Raw genomic sequence first — 22,676 nt, 5'->3', positions numbered from 1 at the left:
CCCCTATAATTAGGAAGATATTTTGTCTAAAACACTTTTTTAAAAAGAAGTATAAATTTTTGACTTCAAGTATTGTTCAGCTCGACCATGGCGCTTGAGCATTTCTCTTAAAAGTTTTCCAACGCGATCCCATGGATCTCTTTTAATCGATGGGGAGGGGAAACTTTGAGTTTCCCGCTGATGATGGTCTCGTGCCTTTCATTGGTTCCTGTAACATTCATGACTACCGTATGTTCTGAACGATTTACCTCTATTACTTCAAATAACAACTCAATTGTTTCGTAATGATAGACGGGTTTAGGAAAATCGATCTTCTGACTTAAAACATGACTTCCGGGTCCTGGTAAGTATTTTGAAATGGCGGAAGTGATCATACCTGTAAGCATAACGGCCGGGACGATCGGTTTTTCAAATGGAGTCTGTGATGCATAATCATGCTGTATATAGAGAGGGTTTGCATCATCTGTTAAACCTAAATAGAGAAGAAGATCTTTGTCTTCAACCTTCGTCGTTACCGATAATTTTTCCCCAGCCGATATTTCATCGATTCTCCTTCCCAATTTGCGCTTTTTCCCTAAAAGCATCTTGTCACCCCTTGTTTGTAAGCGATTCCAATGTAGAATACAAGAAAATCCGAGGTGATTTTCCCGAATTTTCTAAAAAGGGACATTACACTAAAACTTGCATAACTTTACGGACAGAATTTGCAGATTGATCTAATGCAGCTTTTTCGTCTTTGGTCAGCTCAAGTTCGATGACTTTTTCAATACCATTTGCACCAAGGATTGTAGGCACACCGAGGTAAATGCCTTCATAGCCATATTCGCCTTCCAAATACGCAATGGATGGGATAATGCGGCGTTGGTCTTTCAGAATTGCTTCACACATTTGTACTAATGACGCCGCAGGTGCATAATAGGCGCTTCCATTGCCAAGCAGATTGACGATTTCACCGCCTCCTTTTCTCGTACGTTCTACGATTCGCTCTAAACGGTCTTTTGGAATTAGTGTTTCTAACGGAATACCGCCGGCGTAAGAATAACGCACAAGAGGTACCATATCATCCCCATGGCCGCCTAGAACAAAGCCGGTAATATCTTTTACTGACAGGTTTAATTCTTGAGCAACAAACGTACAGAAACGAGCGGTGTCCAGAACACCTGACTGACCGATTACGCGATTTTTAGGGAAGCCTGACTCTTTATATACGGTGTATGTCATGGCATCAACTGGGTTGGTTAGAACAATAATAATTGAATTAGGAGAGTATTTTACAATTTCCTGAGTTACACTCTTCATTACTTTTTGATTTGTTTGCACTAAGTCATCACGGCTCATGCCAGGTTTGCGGGCAATTCCTGCTGTGATGACGACAATGTCAGAGTCCTTCGTATCTTCGTAATTAGAAGTACCAATAATATTGGAATCAAAGCCTTGAACAGGACTTGCTTCAAGCATGTCTAAAGCTTTCCCTTTTGTTGGGTTTTCCATTTGCGGGATATCAACTAACACAACATCCCCAAGTTCTTTTTGTGCAAGTAAAAATGCTGTTGTAGCCCCAGTGAAGCCGCCGCCGATTACAGAAATCTTTTTACGCTTTAATGACATAAGTAGATCTCCCCTTTTATGCGTATTTATGACTCAGTAATGAGCTGTTCGATAACAGCTCATTACTGTTGACACCAATTAGTCCATATTCTTAATTAGTTCATCTGCAAATTCTGAAGTTTTTACTTCTTTAGCGCCTTCCATTAAGCGGGCAAAGTCATAGGTTACGACTTTTGAAGCAATCGTTTTTTCCATTGATTTAATAATCAATTTCGCAGCTTCATTCCAGCCCAAATGCTCAAGCATAAGAACGCCGGACAAGATCACAGAAGAAGGATTTACCTTATCCAAATTAGCATATTTAGGAGCAGTACCATGTGTTGCTTCAAAAATTGCATGGCCAGTTTCATAGTTAATATTGGCACCTGGAGCAATACCGATACCGCCAACTTGAGCAGCAAGGGCGTCTGAAATATAGTCACCATTTAGGTTCATAGTAGCCACAACATCAAATTCACGCGGACGGGTTAAAATTTGTTGTAAGAAGATATCAGCGATTGCATCTTTTACAATGATTTTGCCAGCAGCTTCTGCATCTGCCTGTGCTTTGTTAGCTGCTTCGACGCCTTGTTCCGCTTTAATGCGGTCATATTGAGCCCAAGTAAATACTTTATCGCCAAATTCTCTTTCAGCGAGCTCATATCCCCAGTTTTTAAATGCACCTTCAGTGAATTTCATAATGTTGCCTTTGTGAACAAGGGTAACAGATTTACGTCCTTCTTTAATCGCATAATTAATAGCAGCGCGAACAAGACGACTTGTACCTTCTTCAGAAATAGGCTTAATGCCGATACCGGAGGTTTCTGGGAATCTAATCTTCTTAACGCCCATTTCATTTTGTAAAAATTCAATTACCTTTTTAACTTCTTCAGATCCTTTTGCGTATTCGATCCCCGCATAAATATCTTCTGTATTCTCACGGAAGATGACCATATCGGTATCTTGCGGGCGTTTAACCGGAGAAGGAACCCCTTCAAACCATCTTACCGGACGCAGGCAGACAAACAGGTCAAGTTCTTGTCTTAAAGCTACGTTTAAAGAACGGATTCCACCACCGACAGGTGTTGTTAATGGCCCTTTGATGGCGATTAAATATTCGCTGATGACATCAAGCGTTTCTTGCGGGAGCCATTCTCCTGTTTGATTAAATGCCTTTTCACCTGCTAAAACTTCTTTCCAAACAATTTTGCGTTCCCCTTTATAGGCCTTTTCAACAGCTGCATCTAGCACTCGATAAGATGCTCTCCAAATATCAGGCCCTGTTCCGTCTCCCTCAATAAATGGAACAATTGGGTTGTTAGGTACGTTTAATACTCCATTCTTAACTGTAATTTTTTCGCCTTGCATAGTTGTAATCCCTCCTAATTATGTAAAAAACAAAGCACATACTGAATCAAAGGTTAGAGAGCGAAAAGTCTCTAACCTTCCATTCATTCTTATTGAATCAATTTTTAGAAAAAATGTAAACTATTAACCCCTCTGTTCTATTGGAACATATTTCTGCATTCCTGGGCCAGTATATTCTGCACGTGGTCGGATCAGGCGATTGTTTTCATATTGCTCTAAAATATGAGCTAGCCATCCGGAAACACGGCTGACTGCAAAAATTGGGGTCATTAAATCATGGTCAATTCCCAGGCTGTGGTATACAGATGCTGAATAGAAGTCTACATTTGGTGGAAGTTTCTTCTCACCGGTAACAATGCTTTCAATTTTAACAGACATATCGTACAAGTATGGTTCACCTGTTAGTTCTGTTAACTTTTTGGACATTTCTTTCAAATGTTTTGCCCGAGGGTCACCTTTACGGTATACGCGGTGGCCAAAGCCCATGATTTTTTCTTTTTTATTAAGTTTTCCACGAATATACGGTTCAACGTTTTCAAGACTGCCGATTTCCGTCAACATTTTCATAACGGCTTCATTTGCGCCGCCATGAAGCGGTCCTTTTAGCGCACCGATGGCTGCAGTAATGCCGGAGTATATATCAGACAATGTTGCAACGCAGACACGTGCAGTAAATGTAGAAGCATTTAATTCATGATCTGCATGAAGAACAAGTGCCTTATTAAGAGCTTCTTCAGCAATTTTTTCAGGCTCTTTTCCTGTCAGCATGTATAAGAAATTAGCTGCGAAGCTTAAATCCTTTCTTGGTGCAATTGGATCCAGACCTTTTCTGATACGGGCAAATGCTGCCACGATTGTCGGCAGTTTAGCTTGCAGGCGAATCGCTTTCCGATAGTTTGCCTCGCGTTCCATAACATCTGCTTCTTCATCATATAATCCTAATAAAGAAACTGCAGAACGAAGGGCTGCCATCGGATGGACTTTTTTGATCGGATACATATGGAAATGTTCAATTACTTCTTTAGGGAGCTCAGCATTTTCAGCCAGTTGTTTTTTCAATTCGGCTAATTGTTCTTCATTTGGCAATTTCAGATGCCATAATAAATAAATTACTTCCTCGAAGCTTGCATTTTTAGCTAAATCATCAATGTTGTAGCCGACATACGTCAGTGTGTCATCAATAATGGAGCTGATGGAGGAAGTTGTTGCCACTACTCCTTCAAGACCGCGAGTTACTGTCATATTAAATCTCTCCTTCTTCTTTCATTTTCCCCAATACCCGTTCTCTTAACAATCTTTTCAAACAGGTATTCATTCCCTTTCTTTAGCAAGAATAAATAAAAGCAATGGCCGCCAATTGACTGAGCGTTTACTCAGCATCAACCTTTGAGAATTTGTATCCCCTTTCATTCACAAGCATAAATAATCATATTTCTATATAGTTTATGTAAAATAAATTCTGCTTACATGCCTATTATAAACAATAATTAATTTTTTGTGAACGAAAAGGAATTGAAAAATACAAAAAAATATTATTTTACAAAAAATCTAGCTGAAATATCCGACAAATTTCATTGCAGTATAGGCAATTCCTGCCCCGATCAAGGGACCGACGGCTACCCCTTTAAAGATAGATACAGATAGAATCGTCCCTAAGACAAGTGCCGTTGTAATTTGAGGATCATCCGCTAACAGCTTTACTCCACCTTTTGCAAGAAGAGCAACAAGCATTCCGGAAATAAGTGCAATCCAGGCATAGGAAGATTTAAAGGCCGCTGTCAAGTCTTTAAACCCAATATCGCCGCTGGCGATTGGTGCCAATACTGCAATGGTTATGATTGTTACTCCCCAATCTATGCCCTTTGTCTGAAGAAAAATAAAGCCCTTCTCATTCATTCCGCCAGTCTTTAACAAAAGTAACATCAAAATGGCAATCATCAGAGAACTATTTTTCGCTATAAAGCCAATGACTAATAGTAACATTAAAAATAATATCGACTCACTTACCATTTTTTGTTCACCCCTTTTATTATCTTAATATAATTATGATATTTACAAAAAACTGTATGGCCTGCAAAGTTTCACAATTTCTGATACTTTAATATTATGGAAAATTATGCACTGTTGTTAATAAAATGTTAAACTAAAATTAGCTATTCCATCAATGATTGGAGGTTATTGTTTGGATTTAAAGTATGTCTACCGAACCATAAGATTTATCATAGTCATCGGTGCGGTTATGTTAGGAATTCTTGCTTTTTATTATTTATCAAAAGTGACCTATCCATTTTTAATTGGGATTATTATTGCCTTTATAATGAATCCGCTCGTCAATTTATTGGAAAATAAGGTCCGGATGCCCCGGGTGCTTGCGGTTTTTATCTCGCTAGTCTTGATTATCGCCGTATTTGCGGGACTAGTGACCCTGTTAATTGCCGAAATTGTAACCGGAGCTAATTATTTGGCAACAGTCGTTCCAGACCATCTGGATACAATTATTAACTATATTGAAAACTTTGTTGCCGATCAGATTATCCCTATTTACAATCATATGACAAGTGCATTCAATAAGCTTGATGTCGGACAGCAAAATACAATTATGACCAACATTCAAAATGTCGGAAAAAATGTCGCCACAACGGTTGGCTCCTTCCTACAAAATTTATTTCTTAAAATCCCCAATCTCATTTCGTGGATTCCGGGAGCAGCAACGTTATTGATTTTTTCCTTGCTGGCTACATTTTTTATCAGTAAAGACTGGTATAAATTATCTGCATTAGGAAGTAAAATTCTTCCTAATAAAGCAAAAGTGAGTGGAAGAACGGTTTTTGTAGATTTAAAAAAGGCTTTAGTCGGTTTCCTTAAAGCACAATTAACACTTATTTCTATTACGGCTGTCATTATTTTAATCGGTCTGCTCATATTAAGAGTTGATTATGCAATTACCATAGCTCTGATTACCGGAATTGTCGAACTTCTTCCTTATGTTGGGACAGGAATTGTCTTTGTTCCATGGATTCTTTATGAAATCATTAGTGGTGATACAGGACTTGCCATTGGACTCGGTGTCCTTTATATTATTGTGATCGTTCAACGGCAGATTATCGAACCGAAAATCCTTTCCTCGAGTATCGGACTTAATCCGTTAGCTACATTAATTGCTTTATTTATCGGCTTTGAATTAATCGGATTTCTCGGGCTCATCTTAGGTCCCGTAACCCTTGTTGTCATTGGCGCTCTCTACCGAGCCAATGTTTTTCACGATTTATGGGACTTTATAAAAGGAAAAGAAGTTTAAAAAACAGCTTCCACTGGAAGCTGTTTTTTATAGGACACTTGCATGACCGTTATAAATAATTCCCCTGACAGCATCGACCGTTACCTCTTGTCCTTCTTTAAACAGAGCAAGGGCATTTTCTACTCCAACAATAACAGGGATCCCAAGATTTAAACCAACTACAGCAGCATGGCTAGTTAACCCGCCTTCTTCAGTAATAAGGGCAGCACATTTTTCAATAGCAGGCACCATTTCTCTATCTGAACCGATGGTAACCAGGATGGAACCAGGCTTTACTTTATCTAAAGCTTCCTTGGCATTATGAGCGATAACGATTTTGCCAAAAGCTGATTTCCGTCCAATTCCTTGCGCTTTAATGATAACGTCGCCAACGACATGAATTTTCATCAAATTCGTTGTGCCAGCTTCACCAACAGGAACACCGGCAGTAATCACAACTAAATCACCATGTTTGACGACTCCGCTGTTCAAGCTTTCTTCTACGGCAATTTCAAGCATTTCATCTGTTGTTTCCGCTTTTGTGCCAAGCTGTGGATAAACTCCCCAAACAAGAGATAAACACCGGCAGACATAGTCATTTGCTGTAATCGCAACAATATTAGCCTTTGGCCGATATTTGGAGATCATTCGTGCAGTATGGCCACTTTCAGTTGGCGTAATAATCGATTTTACTTCCAAATTAATCGCCGTGTGGGCGACGGATTGGCAAATCGCATCGGTCAGATTATGTTCTGTATCTTTGCTGCGGGTTGATAAGATTTCTTTATGATCCAATGCCTGCTCGGCTCTTAGTGCAATGGTGTGCATTGTTTTTACTGCTTCAATAGGATAAAGACCTGCCGCAGTTTCACCGGACAACATAATCGCGTCAGTACCATCAAAAATCGCGTTCGCTACATCGCTTGCTTCCGCACGAGTCGGCCTAGGATTTCTCTGCATGGAATCGAGCATTTGGGTAGCAGTGATGACCGGTTTTCCCATTGCATTGCATTTTTTAATCAGCATTTTTTGAACTAGCGGAACTTCCTCGGCTGGAATTTCGACGCCAAGATCCCCGCGAGCTACCATTAATCCATCCGAAACCTCGAGGATTTCATCAATATTGTCTACCCCCTCTTGATTTTCAATCTTAGGGATAATCTGAATATGTGTCGCATTATTTTCTTCTAAAAGCTGGTGAATTTCCAATACATCTTTGGCACGGCGGACAAAAGAGGCAGCGATAAAATCAATCCCCTGTTCGATTCCGAAAAGAATATCTTTTCTATCCTTCTCGGTGATCCCCGGTAAATTTACGGATACGCCCGGAACGTTCACCCCTTTTTTATTTTTCAGTACACCGCTGTTTAAAATTTTCGTATGGATTTCATTGGCAGACTTGTCAACATTGGTTACTTCCAGTGCAATTAGTCCATCATCCAATAAAATTTTGGAACCAACATGAACATCTTCGATTAATCCGGGATATGTAATGGAAAATTTCTCTTTCGTTCCTACCACTTCTGTCATGGAAATAATAACTGAATCTCCAGATTGGAGCTCAATGGCACCGTTTTGCATATTATGTGTACGAATTTCAGGACCTTTTGTATCAAGCAAAATAGCAACCGTTTTTCCAGCCCGCTTTGCAGCTTCCCGTATATTTTTGATTCTCATGCCATGCTCCTCAAAATCCCCATGAGAGAAATTTAAACGGGCAACGTTCATACCTGAATTGATCAACTGTTCCAATTTTTCCACGCTTTCGCTAGCTGGACCAATCGTACATACGATTTTTGTTTTCCGCAGCATTTTATAGCCTCCCTATTAAAATGCGTCTAGCGCCTTTTTCAGGCGCAGCTGCATTTTATCATTTTTTAATTTTAGATTGATAATTCTTTTGATAATTTATAAAGATTTAAGTCCAATTTATGTTTTCTCTGCTCTAATGCTTCAATAATATCGTAATCAACCAGCTGGTTATTCTCAATTCCTACTGCTCGGCCGCCTTTTCCTTCGATTAATAGTTCTACTGCACGTGCGCCCAATCTGCTAGCCAGAACTCTATCTGCTGCTGTCGGTGTTCCACCGCGCTGAATATGTCCTAATACCGACACCCTTGTGTCAAAGTGAGTCAATTCCTGCAGCTCCTTGGCAAATTCTACTCCACTGCAAACACCTTCTGCAACGATAATGATACTGTGTTTCTTCCCGCGCTCTTGACCTTTGCGAAGCCTGTCGGCAATCTCGTTCATATCATAGTTCTCTTCAGGAATTAAAATGGTTTCTGCCCCGCCGGCAAGTCCTGCCCAAAGTGCGATATCTCCTGCATTCCGCCCCATTACTTCAATGACAAAAGTTCTTTCATGCGATGTTGCTGTATCGCGGATTTTATCGATCGCATCAATGACTGTATTCAATGCTGTGTCAAAACCGATCGTCATTTCTGTTCCAGGGATATCATTATCAATCGTTCCCGGTACGCCAACACATGGGAAACCGTGTTCTGTCAGCGCTTTTGCCCCTCGATAGGAACCGTCACCGCCAATCACAACAAGCCCCTCAATTCCATGGGCCTTGAGCTGTTCAACTCCCTTTGTCTGTACTTCAATATTCTTAAATTCCGGACAGCGGGCTGAATAAAGCATCGTTCCTCCCCGATGAATAATATCACCAACAGAGCCTAGTTCTAATTGTTTTATATTGCCGCAAATTAATCCGGAATAGCCTCCATAAACCCCATACACTTCCATATCATGATAGATGGCTTTTCGGACTACGGCACGAATCGCCGCGTTCATTCCTGGAGCATCTCCGCCGCTTGTAAGCACCCCAATTTTCTTCATGTCTATCACCTCAAGATTAAATTAGCATTTTCGTTAAAAGTGTTTAGAAGGCTTTTTATCATTAACCTTCTTCTATTATCGACATAAAACATATGAATATTAATAAAATAACATGAAGAAATGCCCTTAACAACAATCTTATACATAGAATTTGAATAGACAGAATTATCTGTTAACTGCAAACGTTTCAATGTTTATTGGAAGCGCCGTCATCAGAAAATGCGAAAACATTTCATTATCTTAGTATAAAAATGCAGCAATCGAAATTTTTATTCATGATAAAAACGTGCCCGATAAAGCACGTTTAATTAACACCAATATAATCTTTAACAAAGCCATATTCTCCTATCGTCCTAAACCGATTATAGCGGTCTGCGATCAGTTCGTCTTCAGATAAGTTCATCAGTTCTTTAAGAGAAGACACAAGAACCTTTTCGATTTCTTCGGCCTGTTTCTGTACATCCTTATGCGCTCCACCTTTTACTTCCGGAATAATATCATCAATAATTCCCAGTTCTTTCAAATCAGGAGCCGTAATTCTCATCGATTCTGCCGCATTTTTCGCAAGCGATGCATCTTTCCATAGAATTGCAGCCGCGCCTTCTGGTGAGATCACCGAATAGGTCGAGTTTTCCAGCATATAAATCCGGTTTCCTACACCTAATCCAAGTGCGCCGCCACTGCCTCCTTCTCCAATTACAACACAAACAACTGGCACTCTTAGACCAGCCATTTCAAAAAGGTTTCGGGCAATGGCCTCACTTTGACCGCGTTCTTCCGCCGCTTTTCCCGGATAGGCACCTTTCGTGTCGATAAAACAAATAATCGGGCGTTTGAATTTATCGGCCTGCTTCATCAACCTTAATGCTTTGCGATACCCTTCCGGATGCGGCATACCAAAGTTTCTGCGAATATTTTCTTTCGTGTCTTTTCCTCTTTGGTGTCCAATAACGGTAACCGGCAGACCCCTAAATTTGGCTATTCCTCCGACAATTGCTTCATCATCCGCAAACGTCCTGTCACCATGACACTCAAAAAAGTCTTCAAATAAATAAGAAATATAGTCAAGGGTTGTCGGCCTGTTAGCAAGGCGGGCAATTTGCACCCGATCCCAAGGTTTCATATTTTCATATATATCTTGCTCCAATTTCGCAAGACGAGATTCTAACTTTTGGATTTCAGAACTTAAGTCTACATCCGTATTTTGCGTAAACTCCTTAAGTTCGGCAATTTTCTTCCGCAGTTCCACGAGCGGCCGTTCAAATTCCAATTCTCCTACCATGTCAGTTCCCTCCCAGGCTGATGGATTTCGAGAATGTTCGTGATCTTCTCGACTAATTCCGTTCTTGGAATAATCGCATCCAACTGGCCATGTTTTAATAGAAATTCGGCTGTTTGAAAGTCCTCCGGCAATTGTTCCCGAATCGATTGTTCAATTACCCGGCGTCCAGCAAAACCAATTAACGCACCTGGCTCGGCCAGGTTATAATCACCCAGTGAAGCGAAACTTGCCGAGACACCGCCCGTTGTCGGATGGGTCATAATCGAAATAATTAAACCGCCATGATCACTGAATTTTTTTAATGCAGCACTTGTTTTAGCCATCTGCATTAAACTTAATGCCCCTTCTTGCATCCTTGCACCGCCTGATGCTGTGAAAATGATAAATGGGACAGATAATTCATCAGCTTTTTCAATTGCACGGGTAATTTTTTCACCTACTACAGATCCCATACTGCCCATTCGAAAGGTAGAGTCCATAATGGCCACAACTATTTTTTGTCCATTAACCGTTCCAATCCCTGTTACAACTGCTTCATTAATCTTGCTTTTTTGCCGATCTTTTTCGAGTTTTTCCAGATAATCAGGAAAGTTTAATGGATTTTTCGAAATCATGTTTTCATTGATTTCTTCAAAACTTCCTTCATCAATAAAGCTGTCGATTCGTTCCTTGGCGTTCATTGGAAAGTGATGTCCGCAATGCAAACATACCTTTACATTTTTTAACAATTCTTTCGTATATAATATCTTCTTGCATGAAGGGCACTTTGTCATGATTCCTTCCGGAACATCACTTTTCGCCGCTTCCCTTGGAATGGTCGCATACTTTTTCTTTTTGACAGTTGGTTTGGTAAATAAATCTTTAAGCGCCAAAAAAATAAACCTCCCTTTCGTGACATTCCTGACTGCTGCAAAATGCCCTATATACCCTTACTTATGCATTCTTTCTCTCTTCATTCGACTTCATACATTTTATTATTTTAATGGAAATGAAAGGGTCTGTACAACTTCCAATATAATAGATGAAGATTTAAAATTCTGTTGGATTTTGTCTTGGAAAAAGGACAAATTTCGCAGCTTCTGCTTCATCCTGGCCTTAAATCTTAGGTGTTTCTTCTAACGGAAGGAGCGCCCGACATACAGGCGCTCATATATTTTAAGCTCTAAAGGTTTTCCCCCGGAACAATCAATGTCTTAGAATAGCTTCCCAGGTAATTTGTTACTCACTTTTCCCAATAAGAGCGAGCCGCTTCGTTTTTTCCTTTACTGCTTCCGGATCCACTTTAAGACGGGCAACCCCAGTCTCCATAGCCGCTTTCGCAACGGCACCCGCAACATTCGGAGCAACCCTTGGATCAAATGGTCTTGGAATAACATAATCCGGATTTAGTTCATTTTCGCTAATTAAGTCAGCGATTGCCTCGACCGCAGCAATTTTCATTTTTTCATTAATATGAGTTGCGCGAACATCAAGGGCACCGCGGAAAATTCCTGGAAAAGCAAGTACATTGTTTACTTGGTTTGGAAAATCAGAGCGTCCGGTTCCGATCACTTTGGCACCGGCTTCCTTCGCATCATCCGGCATAATTTCCGGAACAGGGTTAGCCATTGCAAAAATGATAGGATCAGGATTCATCGAAGCAACCATTTCTTTTGTCAAAGCCCCTGCCACAGAAACACCGATAAATACGTCAGCGCCTTTAATAACATCAGCAAGGGTTCCGGTCAGATTATCCCGGTTTGTATACTTGGCTACTTCAGCCTTCACTGTATTCATTCCATTCGGGCGGCCTTCGTAAATAGCCCCCTTTGTATCACACATGATGATGTCTCTTACACCGTAGCTGTACAAAAGTTTTATGATCGCGATTCCAGCTGCGCCGGCGCCATTGATCACTACTTTAATTTCTGTCATTTTCTTTCCTGTCAGCTTAAGAGCATTAACAAGACCTGCAACTGTAACAATGGCAGTTCCATGCTGATCGTCGTGGAAAACGGGGATATTGGCTTCTTTTTTCAATCTTTCCTCTATGACGAAGCAATTCGGAGCGGCAATATCTTCAAGATTGACCCCGCCAAAAGTGGGTTCCAAAAGCTTTACCGTCTCGACAATTTTATCAACATCTGTTGTATTTAAACAAATGGGAAAGGCATCCACACCGGCAAAACTTTTAAAAAGGACAGCCTTACCTTCCATGACAGGAAGAGCAGCTTCAGGTCCAATATTCCCCAGACCTAGAACAGCTGTTCCATCAGAAACAACTGCAACCATATTTCCTTTCATTGTATACTCATATACTGTTTCAGGTTTATCATATATTTCTTTACACGGTTCTGCTACACCGGGTGAATAAGCTAGACTTAAGTCATGCGCATTCCGAACAAGAACTTTTGATTTTGACTCTAACTTTCCTTTATTAATTCGATGCATATGTAATGCTTCTTCCCGTAAAGTCAAGAAATGTCACCCCTCGAATGAATATTAACATTCTATATTAAACATCCCTAGCAATGATTGTTTGACCACACTTGTCTCCTTAACACTATAACATATCTATTGAAGTTGTAAAGAACTAATCTTTCAGCACGACATTGCCTGCACCAAGGAAATCTCTTAATTGCTCCAATAATGACAAATCAGGATGGATATGTTTCTCTGGACCAAGCTTGATCGTTTTTCTTGTGGATTCATAATGCAAAATGACAGACGTACTCCCTCTATTTTTATTTAATAGTTTGTTGACATACTGCAATGATTGTTCATCTTGTTTATCAACCGGTATTTGCAAATATAATACCGGTTGTTTGGCAGAGTTTCTTTTCAACCAGTTTTCAATTTCAAATATTTGCTGAATAATAAATTGCAATCTGCCGTCCCGCTCTTCGATTTTTCCTTCGATCAGAGCCAATTTTCCTTTTTGCAGATAAAGTAAATATTTTTTGTAAACATTCGGAAACGCCACTGCTTCCATCTCACCGCTTGAATCACTTACCGTGAGAAATGCCATCGCTTCGCCTTTTTTTGTACGGATGACTTTTACGTCTGACACATAGACTCCTGCAAAAGTCCTATTTCCGTTATTCTTTGATTGAAATAAAGGTTTAGCTCCGCTCTGTATTAGCGCTTGTTCATAAATAGAGATCGGATGGTCGGAAAGATAAATTCCGAGTGCACCTTTTTCCAGCGCCAGTTTATTCTCTTGGCTGATAGGATCCATCGGGACATATTTCGGTTTCGGGATCAGTTCATCCTCAAATAAATCAATTTGTTTTTCATCTTGGGGTTTAAAGATTTGCGCATGTTCAATAGCAACATCCAAGCTTGCTAGAAGCACTGCACGGTCTTCACCGAATTCATCAAAACTGCCTGAGTGAACAAGATATTCTAGCGTTTTTCGATTAACCGACTTCGTTGAAACGCGAATGCAGAAATCAAATAGATCCGCAAATTTCCTAACCTTTCTTGCTTGAAAAATTTCTTTCAGCGCCGCTCTTCCAACGCTTCTAATGGCCGCCAAACTGTAACGGATACCTCCTCGCTCCACCTGAAAGGAGAAACTGCTTTGATTAATAGATGGCGGGAGGATCGGGATTTCCATTTGCTTTGATTCCATAATATATTGGGCAATTTTCGACTCATTGCCAATCGCAGTAGTTAATAGACCCGCCATAAAATGGATAGGGAAATTTGCTTTTAAGTAGGCAAGCTGGTAGGCAATCATACTATATGCAACCGCGTGGCTTCTATTAAATCCATAATTGGCAAAGCGGACAATTAAGTCATAGATGTCATTAGCAAGAGATTCTGAATATCCCTTTTTCATTGCACCATTGACAAAATGCTGGCGCTCTTGATCAAGAATTTCCTTATTCTTCTTCCCTACCGCTCGCCTTAAAAGATCTGCTTCTCCAAGAGAAAATCCTGCCATTTTGGCCGCTATCTGCATGATTTGCTCCTGATAGACGATGACTCCATAAGTATTCTCTAAAATTGGCTTTAAATCAGGATGAGGATATTCGATCTTCCTAGAACCATGTTTTCTATCAATAAATATCGGAATATTTTCCATCGGACCGGGACGATATAACGCATTAACCGCGACAATATCTTCAAATCTTGAAGGTTTTAAGCGGATTAACACCTTTCGCATTCCTTCTGATTCAAGTTGAAAAATCCCGGTTGTTTCCCCACGTGCTAAGAGTGCAAACGTCTTTGGATCATCTAAAGGAATATGAGAAATATCCACTTTTTTTCCTGTCTGCCGCTCAATCGATGTAAGAATGAATTCCAGCAGAGATAAATTTCTTAAACCTAAAAAATCCATTTTAAGCAGACCAAGCTCTTCCAAGTATTCCATCGAATACTGAGTTAAATACACATCATTTGAACCTTCCTGAATGGGAACTAAATCAACTAATGGCTTTTCACTTATGACCACACCGGCAGCATGAGTCGAAGTGTGGCGGGGAAGCCCTTCAAGTTTTAACGCTGTTTCATAAATCCTGCGGTTGAGCGGTGTTTCCTGAATAAACTTTCTAAAGGTTTCAGATTCTTTGACAGCATCCTGTAGGCTGATTCCCAGTCGGGACGGGACAAGCTTTGACAAATACTCCAGTTCTTTCGGATTTAAACCAAATACCCGTCCCACATCTCGTAATGCAGCTTTAGCTGCCAGGGTGCCAAACGTGATAATTTGCGCCACATGGAGCCCTCCATATTTACGGGCAACATATTCAATTACTTCATCCCTTCTAATATCCGGAAAATCGATATCAATATCGGGCATGGTAATCCGTTCCGGGTTTAAGAACCGTTCAAATAATAGATGATGCTGAATCGGATCTACATCGGTAATAAAGAGGACATATGCAACAAGAGAACCTGCAGCAGATCCTCTTCCCGGCCCTGTCAAAATTCCTCTTTCACGGGCAAATTTCATAAAATCCCATACAATTAAAAAGTAATTGCTAAATTGCATTCTTTTAATCACTGCTAATTCATATGACAGCCGTTCAAAATATTTTGTTTCGGGATTGGCAAAGCGTTCATGCAGGCCTTTATGACATAACATTTCCAGGTAATCATCTGCCCGCATGTCATTTTCTGTCGGGAAAGCTGGTAAGTACGTTTTATTTAATTCAATATTGATATGACAGCGATCGGCAATCAAAAGTGTATTTTCTAATGCTTCGGGCATATCAGAGAACAGTTCAGCCATTTCAGCTGCTGTTTTCAGATAAAATTGATCGCTGTCCAGTTTTTCCCGATGATCATCCTGCAATTTATCGCCATTTTTTATCGCCAATAAACATTCATGAGCAAAACTGTCTTCTTTTTTCAAATAGCAGACATGATTCGTTGCTGCAAGCGGAATATTCATTTCCTTTGAAATGGTATAAAGCTGCTTTCTAAGAGTTGTTTCGATCCCGAGATGATGATTTTGCAGTGATAAGAAAAAGCTGCCGCTACCGAAAATTGCATTCAATTGTTGAATCATTTCTCTAGCTGCCTCTGTATCGTCTTTCAGCAACGCCTGTTCAATTTCGCCTTTACTGCCTGGTGTAAGGGCAATAAGACCTTTGGCATAGCTTTTTAGCCATTTTAGCGGAAGACCATTTTCAGCTTTTGTTTGAATCGCACTGGAGATTTTTAATAAATTTTTAAATCCTTCGTCATTTTCTGCAAGCAGAACAAGCGGAAACGACTCCTTTCCCCCCCGGAGGCTTGTGATATCTGCCGTGAGACCGATGATTGGTTTTATTTTTTGATTTTTACATAGTTTATAAAATTCAATTGCCCCATACATCACATTTCGGTCGGTCAGCGCAAGAGCCCGAAATCCACATTGCTTTGCCTGCCGAATTAGCTCAGGGACTGAAGCAGTACTTGTCAATAAACTATAGGCACTGTACACCTGCAGGTGAATAAAAGACATAACGCCACACCCTTAAATTTTGATTCAACTATTATTATAGAACGCAACGAAAAAAAAAGAAAATATGTTCTGTTTTACTGGTAAACATATTTGCACCCCTTTGTCCATATATATGTAGAAACGGCATCTGAACGATAAGGACGGATAAGATGAAAGAAATCGGCTTTATTCCTGCATTTATTGAAAGCTATTTTATCGCATTGGGCGTTTTGCTTGGCGGGTCATTAATCGGAGGACTTGCTGCATTTTTAACTGGACAGCCTCCTTTAACCACCGTCTACCGTTTGTCATCACTGTTAAGAATATGGGCGATTGTCGCAGCGATTGGGGGTACATTTGATGTGGTTTACACCTTCGAGCGGGGAATTTTAAACGCGGATACAAAAGATTTGTTTAAACAATTATTAATCATTCTTTCTGCACTTGGCGGTGCCCAAACCGGGGCCCTAATCATCGATTGGTTAACACAGGAGCATATATCATGAGGATCCCTCCATATTACCGCAGACCTTCCTGGCAGCGTTTTTTTGCAGGGATGGCAATTGGCGGCGCCATCAGTTGGTGTATGTTTTTATATATTAATTGTGTTTGGCAGGAAAAGAATGCAAAGCTGATTCGAAAACAGCAGCAGGAAATTATGGATTATAAAGATGATATTAAGATTTGGCAGGAAGAATATAAAGCGGCCAATAAACGAAATTTGGAAAAAATCACCGTTCAAAATATTAACATAAAAATTGCAAACTGGGAAAAATATAAACTTGACGAATTTAGTGTTTTCCAAACAGAAGACTCGGTGAGAGACGACATCAAAATGATGCTAGCCAAAGATATAGAAACAGTTGCCAAAAATAAAGACTTGATCAAAAAAATCATTGAAAACAAGCCGGTCAAAATCAATGAAAAGCGCTATAAGCTTAAGGTAAAGGAAATGATTATTTATACAACGTTAACCATTCAGCTGGAGATCAGTTTTTATGAATAAGAAACAGCCGACGTGGCTGTTTCTTATTTTTTATTCACACACCTCATTTACTGCCTTTATAACAGCTTCTGCCTCGTCCCATGAGTAGATGGACGCGCCGGCGGCAAGCGGATGGCCACCGCCGTTAAATTTCCTTGCCACCACATTAATAACCGAACCCTTGGACCGAAGCCTGACTCTGATTTGGTCATTTTCCTCGATAAAGAAGATCCATGCCTTAATTCCTTTTATATCTCCCAAGGTCCCAACCAAAAGAGAAGCCTCCGACGGCTTGGCTTTATATTCTGCCAGCAGTTCCTTCGTTAATTTAATATGCGCGACACCATTCTCTTGCAACTCAAAATGCTGCAATATGTATCCGTTTAATTTTACAATATTCGGATCAAGCTCATACATTTTGTCAAATAATTCTGTCCGCGAGAAATCATAATGAATTAATTCGCCGGCATAAGCAAAGGTTTTATCGGTTGTGCTGGGATAAAGAAATCTTCCCGTATCTCCGACAATACCGGCAAATAACAACCGGGCAGCTTCATCGGTTAATTTCAGACCTTTATCTTTTCCCCACAGGTAAAACTCATAAATCATTTCGCTGCAAGAGCTGGCTGTCGTATCAACCCATAATACATCTCCATAAGGATCTTCATTTGGATGATGGTCTATTTTAATAAGTTTGTCTCCATTGGCATAACGCTTATCACAAATTCTTTCCTCGTTTGCCGTATCACAGACGATTACCAAAGCTCCCTGATAGGTTTCATCATCAATCTGATCCAAGAGACGCATATAAGCCAATGTCGGTTCGTCTTGTCCGACTGCAAAAACCTTTTTATCCGGATAGGATGATTTCAAAATTTCAACCAATCCGCATTGTGAACCATAAGCGTCTGGATCGGGACGAACGTGACGATGGACAATGATGGTTTCATATTGTTCAATTAATTCTAAAATCTGCTCTTTCATAAGCTCTCCTTTTGCCTTAGCATTACCAAATCTGGCTTTTTTTCATTAATAAAGTTAAAATAATAGAAGATTTTCGAAATATGGAGGAATGGGTCATGATGGTCTTTGTGTTTTTGATTGTTCTGTCTTTTGCTTTTTATTTATTTTATAAAACAAAATACATTCGAAGCAACCGTCCAGTTGAAAAAAAATGGCTTTCAGCAAAGTCAAATATGGCTCTTGGTCTATTTGTCCTGTTTTTCGGGGTTAATACTCTGTTTATTTCTCATGCAATAGGCAGTTATCTTGTAGCGGTTGTATTTATTATTTATGGAGGTTTGTTTGCCTGGGTCGGATTGAAGAAATATAAACACTACCTGCCATTTGCAATAGAGGAAGCACGGGCACTGGAAGTGAAATAAAAGTTTGAGCCGCTTCTGCCATTGAAGCGGCTTTTTTAGGCTGCGTTAAAACAACTACTGACGATCAATCAACTGACACATCATCATAGCTTTTCCTACCAGCAGCCCATCGTTAAAAACTTCTACGTCGACTTTTCCAAATTTTCGGCCGACATCCAGTACCTTTGGATAAATTTCAATGGTACTCTCCATTTGGACCGGCTTGAGAAAGTAGATGGTCATATTTTCAACAACTAAATCACCTTTTTTGTAACTGCGTAAAATCCGATTGGCTGCCTCTGAGACGATGGTCGTAAATACACCATAGGAAATGGTACCAAGATAGTTGGTCATTTGCGGGGTAACCTCTAAGGTAAAGGCATCTTCCCCTTTTGCTTTCCCCTCTAGCAAGACAAGCCGATTGGTGACGATGTCGTCAATCGTTTCGCCAACCTGCGGCTGCCTTTGGTTCATTTGCAATGTTTTTAATACATCCTGACGGCTGATAATTCCTTCGAGACGGTTAGAGTCATCCGAGACAGGCAGCACTTCGATCCCTTCCCAGACCATCATATGTGCTGTAGAGGCAACGCTTGTTTTTCCATTAACCGTCATCGGATTTTTTGTCATAATTTTATCAATGGGGGTTTCTAACTCTTGGCCCAGCACATCCTTGCTTGTAACCATCCCTTGAATTTTCATATTTTGGTCGACAACAGGATAGCGGCTATGTGTCGTTTGCTGATTCAATTCGTGCCATCTGGCGACTTTATCCGTTGTTTGCAAGAAAAAGGTTTCGGCAAGCGGGGTTAAAATATCTTCTACCAAAATAATTTCCTTTTTAATTAATTGGTCATAAATCGCCCTGTTAATCATCGTAGCAACTGTAAATGTGTCATAAGTGGTAGAGATGATTGGCAGTTCCAACTGATCCGCAATTCTTTTGACATGGTCTTCAGTATCGAATCCCCCGGTTATGAGGACAGCCGCTCCTGCTTTTAAGGCAAGCTCATGAGCCTGCGTACGGTTGCCGACAATTAATAAGTTGCCTGCTTCCGTATAGCGCATCATTGCCTCTAATTTCATTGCCCCAATAACAAATTTATTGAGGGTTTTATGCAATCCGCCTTTGCCTCCTAATACCTGGCCATCCACGATATTAACGACTTCAGCGAACGTCAACTTTTCAATATTTTCCTTCTTCTTTCGTTCAATCCGAATCGTACCTACACGTTCAATGGTGCTGACATAGCCTTTATTTTCTGCTTCTTTAATTGCCCGATAAGCAGTACCCTCACTAACATTCATTGCCTTCGCAATTTGTCTGACTGATATTTTTTCTCCGATTGGAAGTTCATCAATGTATTGTAATATTTGTTCGTGCTTTGTCGCCAAGACCTTCACCTCTAACTTTGCATTCCAATCCATCCAGTCATCTCATCAGAACCTGTTTAGATTCATTATAAAGTTTAAAAGGTCTTGATTCAATTAATAATAAGAACGCGATTTTCTCTTCATCCGCTGTGTTTGCGGCTTCCTCGTCTCTCTTTTCGGGCTGTATAACAATGCAGTAAGATTTCCGGCAATCACCATTAATGCAAACGCAAGCCAGGTTAAAGCAAATGCTCCTTTGATTCCCCCTGCCGTTACTGGCAATTGAGAAACAGCATAATACAACAAGAAGCCGCAAACAAGCAAGCATAGTAAATATCGATTCTTTTTCACCGGCACTTTCCTCCCTCTTCAATGGACTGCTTGTTTCATCTTTATGCAGGCGGGAGGAAAAAAAGTATGTAATTGCCTAAGAACCTTTAAATTTCGATTGCTTCTCCCGGATGCAGAACTTTTCCGTTCTTCGTTTCCAAGAGTTCAATAAAATGATACGGATCCTGTTTAATCGGCGGGAATGTATTATAGTGTATCGGTACAACGGTCTTTGCCTGCAGCAATTTAGCAGCATATGCCGCATCCTCGGGTCCCATTGTAAAATTATCCCCAATCGGCAGGAAGGCCACATCAATCGGATGACGTTCGCCAATCAGCTTCATATCCGAAAATAACGCCGTATCCCCGGCATGATAGATGGTTTTTCCTTCACTCATCAATAAAATTCCTGCCGGCATACCGCAATAGATAATTTGTTTGTGCGCTTCATCTATAAAGCCTGATCCATGAAACGCCTGTGTCAGCTTTACCCTGCCAAAATCAAATTGATAAGATCCGCCTATATGCATCGCATGGGTTTTAACCCCTTGGAAACTTAAGAATGCTGAAATTTCAGCATTGGCAATCACAAGTGCATTATTCTTTTTGGCGATTTCAACCGTATCGCCTATATGGTCTCCATGTCCGTGAGACAGAATAATACAATCAGGTTTTACATCTTCAACCTTTAAATCAGTTAGTCCATTACCTGTAATAAACGGGTCAATTAAAATCGTTTTCCCATTCGTAAAAATTTGAACGACTGAATGTCCATGATATGAAATTTTCATTCTCATTACCCCTTTCATTCTTCATGATACTACTTCCATAAAAGTTTGAGAAATCCTGCCGTATTTTAGGCATAATTGATTGGTTTTCATACATGGTAAGTTCAGATAGTTTACTTTTATTATTGATCTTGTTACGCTCAAATTGGAGTTATTTTTTTAAAAGGAGGCACTTAAAGATGAATCATCGTTTGGAAAAACTTAAGTCGTGGATGAAGGAGAAGAATGTGGATGTTACGTTCTTAACTTCTTCCGAAAATGTATTTTATTTAAGCGGTTATTATACTGACCCGCATGAACGGCTGCTCGCCCTTGTTGTTTTTCAGGAACAAGAGCCTTTCCTTGTTTGTCCGGAAATGGAAATTTACAATGCGAAACGTGCCGGCTGGGAGCAGGAAATCATCGGTTTTAGTGATACGGATCATCCGTGGGAATTGATTCAAACTTCGATACATAAACGAATCAAGAGAGTGTCAAAGGTAGCCATCGAAAAAGAGCATTTGAATGTAGAACGCTACGAAAAGATGTTGGAACTATTCCCGCAAGCATCATTTGTTTCAGCTGAGGGAAAATTACAGCTACTAAGAATGATTAAAGACGCCAAAGAATTAAAACTCATTGAAGAAGCGTGTGCCCTTGCTGATTATGCGGTTGAATTCGGCTGCAGTGAGATCAAGGAAGGCAAAACAGAACTCGATGTACTTAATGCCTTGGAATATGCTTTAAAACAAAAAGGGGTTACGGAAATGTCGTTCTCCACTATGGTATTAACCGGAGCGAATGCAGCTTCCCCGCACGGCAATCCAGGCGAGACGAAAATTAAAAAAGGAGATTTGGTATTATTTGATCTAGGTGTTGTAGTCGACCGTTATTGTTCCGATATTACCAGAACGGTTGCTTATGGGGATATTAATGACAAGCAAAAGGAAATCTATGATACGGTATTAAAAGCACAAATAGCGGCGATTGAAGCAAGCAAACCTGGTACGACTGCTGCTGAAGTAGATATGACCGCCCGCAAGATCATTAGTGATGCCGGCTACGGCGACTACTTCCCGCACCGCCTCGGTCATGGTCTTGGCATCAGTGTTCATGAATATCCTTCCATGACTTCAACCAATCAGCTGCGCCTTGAAGAAGGAATGGTTTATACAATTGAACCTGGTATTTATGTCCCTGATGTTGCAGGTGTACGGATTGAAGATGATGTCTATATTACCGCAGATGGAGTTAAAGTACTCACCAAGTTCCCGAAAGAACTGCAAATTATCAAATAATGTTATTTTTTTACATTGAAAAATCCGATCCATTGAGGTAATATACTAATACAAGCTGCGTTGTGCGTAATAATAATAAAGTTTTAACCTTTAAGCTGTAATAGGGAGTTTTACGATCAAAGCGAAATGACAGGCCTCTGTCTATAGGACATGGAGGACATGCAGGAAACTTTGTGCGAACACCCACTTTGAGGAGTGGTGGTTTAAAACTTTCTTATCATAAGTACGGCAAATGCGGCTGTTCACCAATAACAATTCAAACCAGCTCTATTGAGAGCTGGTTT

General features: G+C 40.3%; 20 protein-coding genes and 1 other RNA gene. 6 read left to right on the top strand and 15 right to left on the bottom strand.

What is annotated here, in order from left to right; genetic code table 11:
- Positions 1 to 107: 107 nt before the first annotated feature.
- From BFU02S_RS08405 to BFU02S_RS08385, 5 genes are all read right to left on the bottom strand, one after another.
- Positions 108 to 584, bottom strand: a complete 477-nt coding sequence (locus BFU02S_RS08405) for a MaoC family dehydratase (protein ID WP_066369092.1) — start codon at positions 582 to 584, stop codon at positions 108 to 110.
- 85 nt (positions 585 to 669) lie between these two features.
- Positions 670 to 1,608, bottom strand: a complete 939-nt coding sequence (mdh, locus tag BFU02S_RS08400) for a malate dehydrogenase (protein ID WP_066369090.1) — start codon at positions 1,606 to 1,608, stop codon at positions 670 to 672.
- Positions 1,609 to 1,686: 78 nt separating this feature from the next.
- Complete coding sequence (gene icd, locus BFU02S_RS08395; RefSeq protein ID WP_066369088.1) at positions 1,687 to 2,955, bottom strand: NADP-dependent isocitrate dehydrogenase; 1,269 nt, start codon at positions 2,953 to 2,955, stop codon at positions 1,687 to 1,689.
- Between the two features lie 123 nt (positions 2,956 to 3,078).
- Complete coding sequence (gene citZ, locus BFU02S_RS08390; protein ID WP_066369086.1) at positions 3,079 to 4,197, bottom strand: citrate synthase; 1,119 nt, start codon at positions 4,195 to 4,197, stop codon at positions 3,079 to 3,081.
- Between the two features lie 306 nt (positions 4,198 to 4,503).
- Entirely contained in the window at positions 4,504 to 4,965 is a 462-nt protein-coding gene (locus BFU02S_RS08385; RefSeq protein ID WP_066369084.1) for a DUF441 domain-containing protein, read from the bottom strand.
- Positions 4,966 to 5,137: 172 nt separating this feature from the next.
- On the opposite strand from BFU02S_RS08385, the gene ytvI reads away from it, so the two are divergent.
- On the top strand, positions 5,138 to 6,253 hold the full coding sequence (gene ytvI / locus BFU02S_RS08380; protein ID WP_066369082.1) for a sporulation integral membrane protein YtvI: 1,116 nt from the start codon (positions 5,138 to 5,140) through the stop codon (positions 6,251 to 6,253).
- Between the two features lie 27 nt (positions 6,254 to 6,280).
- On the opposite strand, the gene pyk is transcribed toward ytvI, so the two are convergent.
- The 6 genes from pyk to dnaE all read right to left on the bottom strand — a co-directional run bounded on the left by pyk (position 6,281) and on the right by dnaE (position 16,295).
- Positions 6,281 to 8,041, bottom strand: a complete 1,761-nt coding sequence (pyk, locus tag BFU02S_RS08375; protein WP_066369099.1) for a pyruvate kinase — start codon at positions 8,039 to 8,041, stop codon at positions 6,281 to 6,283.
- Between the two features lie 74 nt (positions 8,042 to 8,115).
- Positions 8,116 to 9,078 carry a 6-phosphofructokinase gene (gene pfkA, locus BFU02S_RS08370; RefSeq protein WP_066369081.1) on the bottom strand — a complete coding sequence of 321 codons (963 nt, stop codon included), beginning with the start codon at positions 9,076 to 9,078 and terminating at the stop codon, positions 8,116 to 8,118.
- 304 nt (positions 9,079 to 9,382) lie between these two features.
- Complete coding sequence (gene accA, locus BFU02S_RS08365) at positions 9,383 to 10,360, bottom strand: acetyl-CoA carboxylase carboxyl transferase subunit alpha (RefSeq protein WP_066369079.1); 978 nt, start codon at positions 10,358 to 10,360, stop codon at positions 9,383 to 9,385.
- Positions 10,354 to 11,232, bottom strand: coding sequence for an acetyl-CoA carboxylase, carboxyltransferase subunit beta (gene accD / locus BFU02S_RS08360; RefSeq protein ID WP_066369077.1), 879 nt, complete (start codon positions 11,230 to 11,232; stop codon positions 10,354 to 10,356). Before accD ends, accA begins: the two co-directional genes overlap by 7 nt.
- 346 nt (positions 11,233 to 11,578) lie before the next feature.
- Positions 11,579 to 12,817: an NADP-dependent malic enzyme gene (gene ystJ / locus BFU02S_RS08355; RefSeq protein WP_066369075.1), complete on the bottom strand. Its 1,239-nt coding sequence runs from the start codon at positions 12,815 to 12,817 to the stop codon at positions 11,579 to 11,581.
- 115 nt (positions 12,818 to 12,932) lie between these two features.
- On the bottom strand, positions 12,933 to 16,295 hold the full coding sequence (dnaE, locus tag BFU02S_RS08350) for a DNA polymerase III subunit alpha (protein WP_066369073.1): 3,363 nt from the start codon (positions 16,293 to 16,295) through the stop codon (positions 12,933 to 12,935).
- A gap of 149 nt (positions 16,296 to 16,444) precedes the next feature.
- On the opposite strand from dnaE, the gene ytrH reads away from it, so the two are divergent.
- Complete coding sequence (ytrH, locus tag BFU02S_RS08345; RefSeq protein WP_066369072.1) at positions 16,445 to 16,780, top strand: sporulation membrane protein YtrH; 336 nt, start codon at positions 16,445 to 16,447, stop codon at positions 16,778 to 16,780.
- Positions 16,777 to 17,280, top strand: coding sequence for a sporulation membrane protein YtrI (gene ytrI, locus BFU02S_RS08340; protein WP_066369069.1), 504 nt, complete (start codon positions 16,777 to 16,779; stop codon positions 17,278 to 17,280). Before ytrH ends, ytrI begins: the two co-directional genes overlap by 4 nt.
- A 30-nt stretch (positions 17,281 to 17,310) precedes the next feature.
- On the opposite strand, the gene BFU02S_RS08335 is transcribed toward ytrI, so the two are convergent.
- The gene (locus BFU02S_RS08335) at positions 17,311 to 18,243 is read right to left on the bottom strand and encodes a DHH family phosphoesterase (RefSeq protein WP_066369067.1); all 933 of its coding nucleotides are present in this window, start codon (positions 18,241 to 18,243) and stop codon (positions 17,311 to 17,313) included.
- Between the two features lie 95 nt (positions 18,244 to 18,338).
- On the opposite strand from BFU02S_RS08335, the gene BFU02S_RS08330 reads away from it, so the two are divergent.
- Positions 18,339 to 18,644: a YtpI family protein gene (locus tag BFU02S_RS08330; protein WP_066369064.1), complete on the top strand. Its 306-nt coding sequence runs from the start codon at positions 18,339 to 18,341 to the stop codon at positions 18,642 to 18,644.
- A gap of 54 nt (positions 18,645 to 18,698) precedes the next feature.
- Here BFU02S_RS08330 and BFU02S_RS08325 read toward each other — a convergent pair whose 3' ends face one another.
- The 3 genes from BFU02S_RS08325 to BFU02S_RS08315 all read right to left on the bottom strand — a co-directional run bounded on the left by BFU02S_RS08325 (position 18,699) and on the right by BFU02S_RS08315 (position 21,118).
- Positions 18,699 to 20,018, bottom strand: coding sequence for a CBS domain-containing protein (locus tag BFU02S_RS08325; protein WP_066369097.1), 1,320 nt, complete (start codon positions 20,016 to 20,018; stop codon positions 18,699 to 18,701).
- 93 nt (positions 20,019 to 20,111) lie between these two features.
- Complete coding sequence (locus BFU02S_RS08320; RefSeq protein ID WP_066369095.1) at positions 20,112 to 20,348, bottom strand: hypothetical protein; 237 nt, start codon at positions 20,346 to 20,348, stop codon at positions 20,112 to 20,114.
- Between the two features lie 86 nt (positions 20,349 to 20,434).
- Positions 20,435 to 21,118 carry a metal-dependent hydrolase gene (locus BFU02S_RS08315; RefSeq protein WP_066369063.1) on the bottom strand — a complete coding sequence of 228 codons (684 nt, stop codon included), beginning with the start codon at positions 21,116 to 21,118 and terminating at the stop codon, positions 20,435 to 20,437.
- Positions 21,119 to 21,294: 176 nt separating this feature from the next.
- Between BFU02S_RS08315 and BFU02S_RS08310 the strand changes: the two genes are divergently transcribed.
- Both BFU02S_RS08310 and ssrS read left to right on the top strand, forming a co-directional pair.
- Positions 21,295 to 22,392 (top strand): M24 family metallopeptidase, encoded by a 1,098-nt coding sequence (locus BFU02S_RS08310; RefSeq protein ID WP_066369061.1) that lies wholly within the window; start codon positions 21,295 to 21,297, stop codon positions 22,390 to 22,392.
- 49 nt (positions 22,393 to 22,441) lie between these two features.
- Positions 22,442 to 22,637, top strand: a non-coding RNA gene (ssrS, locus tag BFU02S_RS08305) — 6S RNA.
- Positions 22,638 to 22,676 lie beyond the last annotated feature (39 nt).

Origin of the sequence: Neobacillus fumarioli NBRC 102428, from assembly GCF_001591485.1 — a bacterium.
In the GTDB taxonomy this organism is placed as follows: Bacteria; Bacillota; Bacilli; order Bacillales; family Cytobacillaceae; genus Neobacillus; species Neobacillus fumarioli.
The sequence above is the reverse complement of the archived record's forward strand: the minus strand, read 5'-3'. Positions and strand labels throughout refer to the sequence as shown.

What these genes read in the sequence shown, in the direction of transcription:
- BFU02S_RS08405 (WP_066369092.1), bottom strand. Translation starts at nt 584, where the DNA reads ATGCTTTTAGGGAAAAAGCGCAAATTGGGAAGGAGAATCGATGAAATA.
- mdh (WP_066369090.1), bottom strand. Translation starts at nt 1,608, where the DNA reads ATGTCATTAAAGCGTAAAAAGATTTCTGTAATCGGCGGCGGCTTCACT.
- icd (WP_066369088.1), bottom strand. Translation starts at nt 2,955, where the DNA reads ATGCAAGGCGAAAAAATTACAGTTAAGAATGGAGTATTAAACGTACCT.
- citZ (WP_066369086.1), bottom strand. Translation starts at nt 4,197, where the DNA reads ATGACAGTAACTCGCGGTCTTGAAGGAGTAGTGGCAACAACTTCCTCC.
- BFU02S_RS08385 (WP_066369084.1), bottom strand. Translation starts at nt 4,965, where the DNA reads ATGGTAAGTGAGTCGATATTATTTTTAATGTTACTATTAGTCATTGGC.
- pfkA (WP_066369081.1), bottom strand. Translation starts at nt 9,078, where the DNA reads ATGAAGAAAATTGGGGTGCTTACAAGCGGCGGAGATGCTCCAGGAATG.
- accA (WP_066369079.1), bottom strand. Translation starts at nt 10,360, where the DNA reads ATGGTAGGAGAATTGGAATTTGAACGGCCGCTCGTGGAACTGCGGAAG.
- dnaE (WP_066369073.1), bottom strand. Translation starts at nt 16,295, where the DNA reads ATGTCTTTTATTCACCTGCAGGTGTACAGTGCCTATAGTTTATTGACA.
- ytrH (WP_066369072.1), top strand. Translation starts at nt 16,445, where the DNA reads ATGAAAGAAATCGGCTTTATTCCTGCATTTATTGAAAGCTATTTTATC.
- ytrI (WP_066369069.1), top strand. Translation starts at nt 16,777, where the DNA reads ATGAGGATCCCTCCATATTACCGCAGACCTTCCTGGCAGCGTTTTTTT.
- BFU02S_RS08335 (WP_066369067.1), bottom strand. Translation starts at nt 18,243, where the DNA reads ATGAAAGAGCAGATTTTAGAATTAATTGAACAATATGAAACCATCATT.
- BFU02S_RS08330 (WP_066369064.1), top strand. Translation starts at nt 18,339, where the DNA reads ATGATGGTCTTTGTGTTTTTGATTGTTCTGTCTTTTGCTTTTTATTTA.
- BFU02S_RS08315 (WP_066369063.1), bottom strand. Translation starts at nt 21,118, where the DNA reads ATGAAAATTTCATATCATGGACATTCAGTCGTTCAAATTTTTACGAAT.
- BFU02S_RS08310 (WP_066369061.1), top strand. Translation starts at nt 21,295, where the DNA reads ATGAATCATCGTTTGGAAAAACTTAAGTCGTGGATGAAGGAGAAGAAT.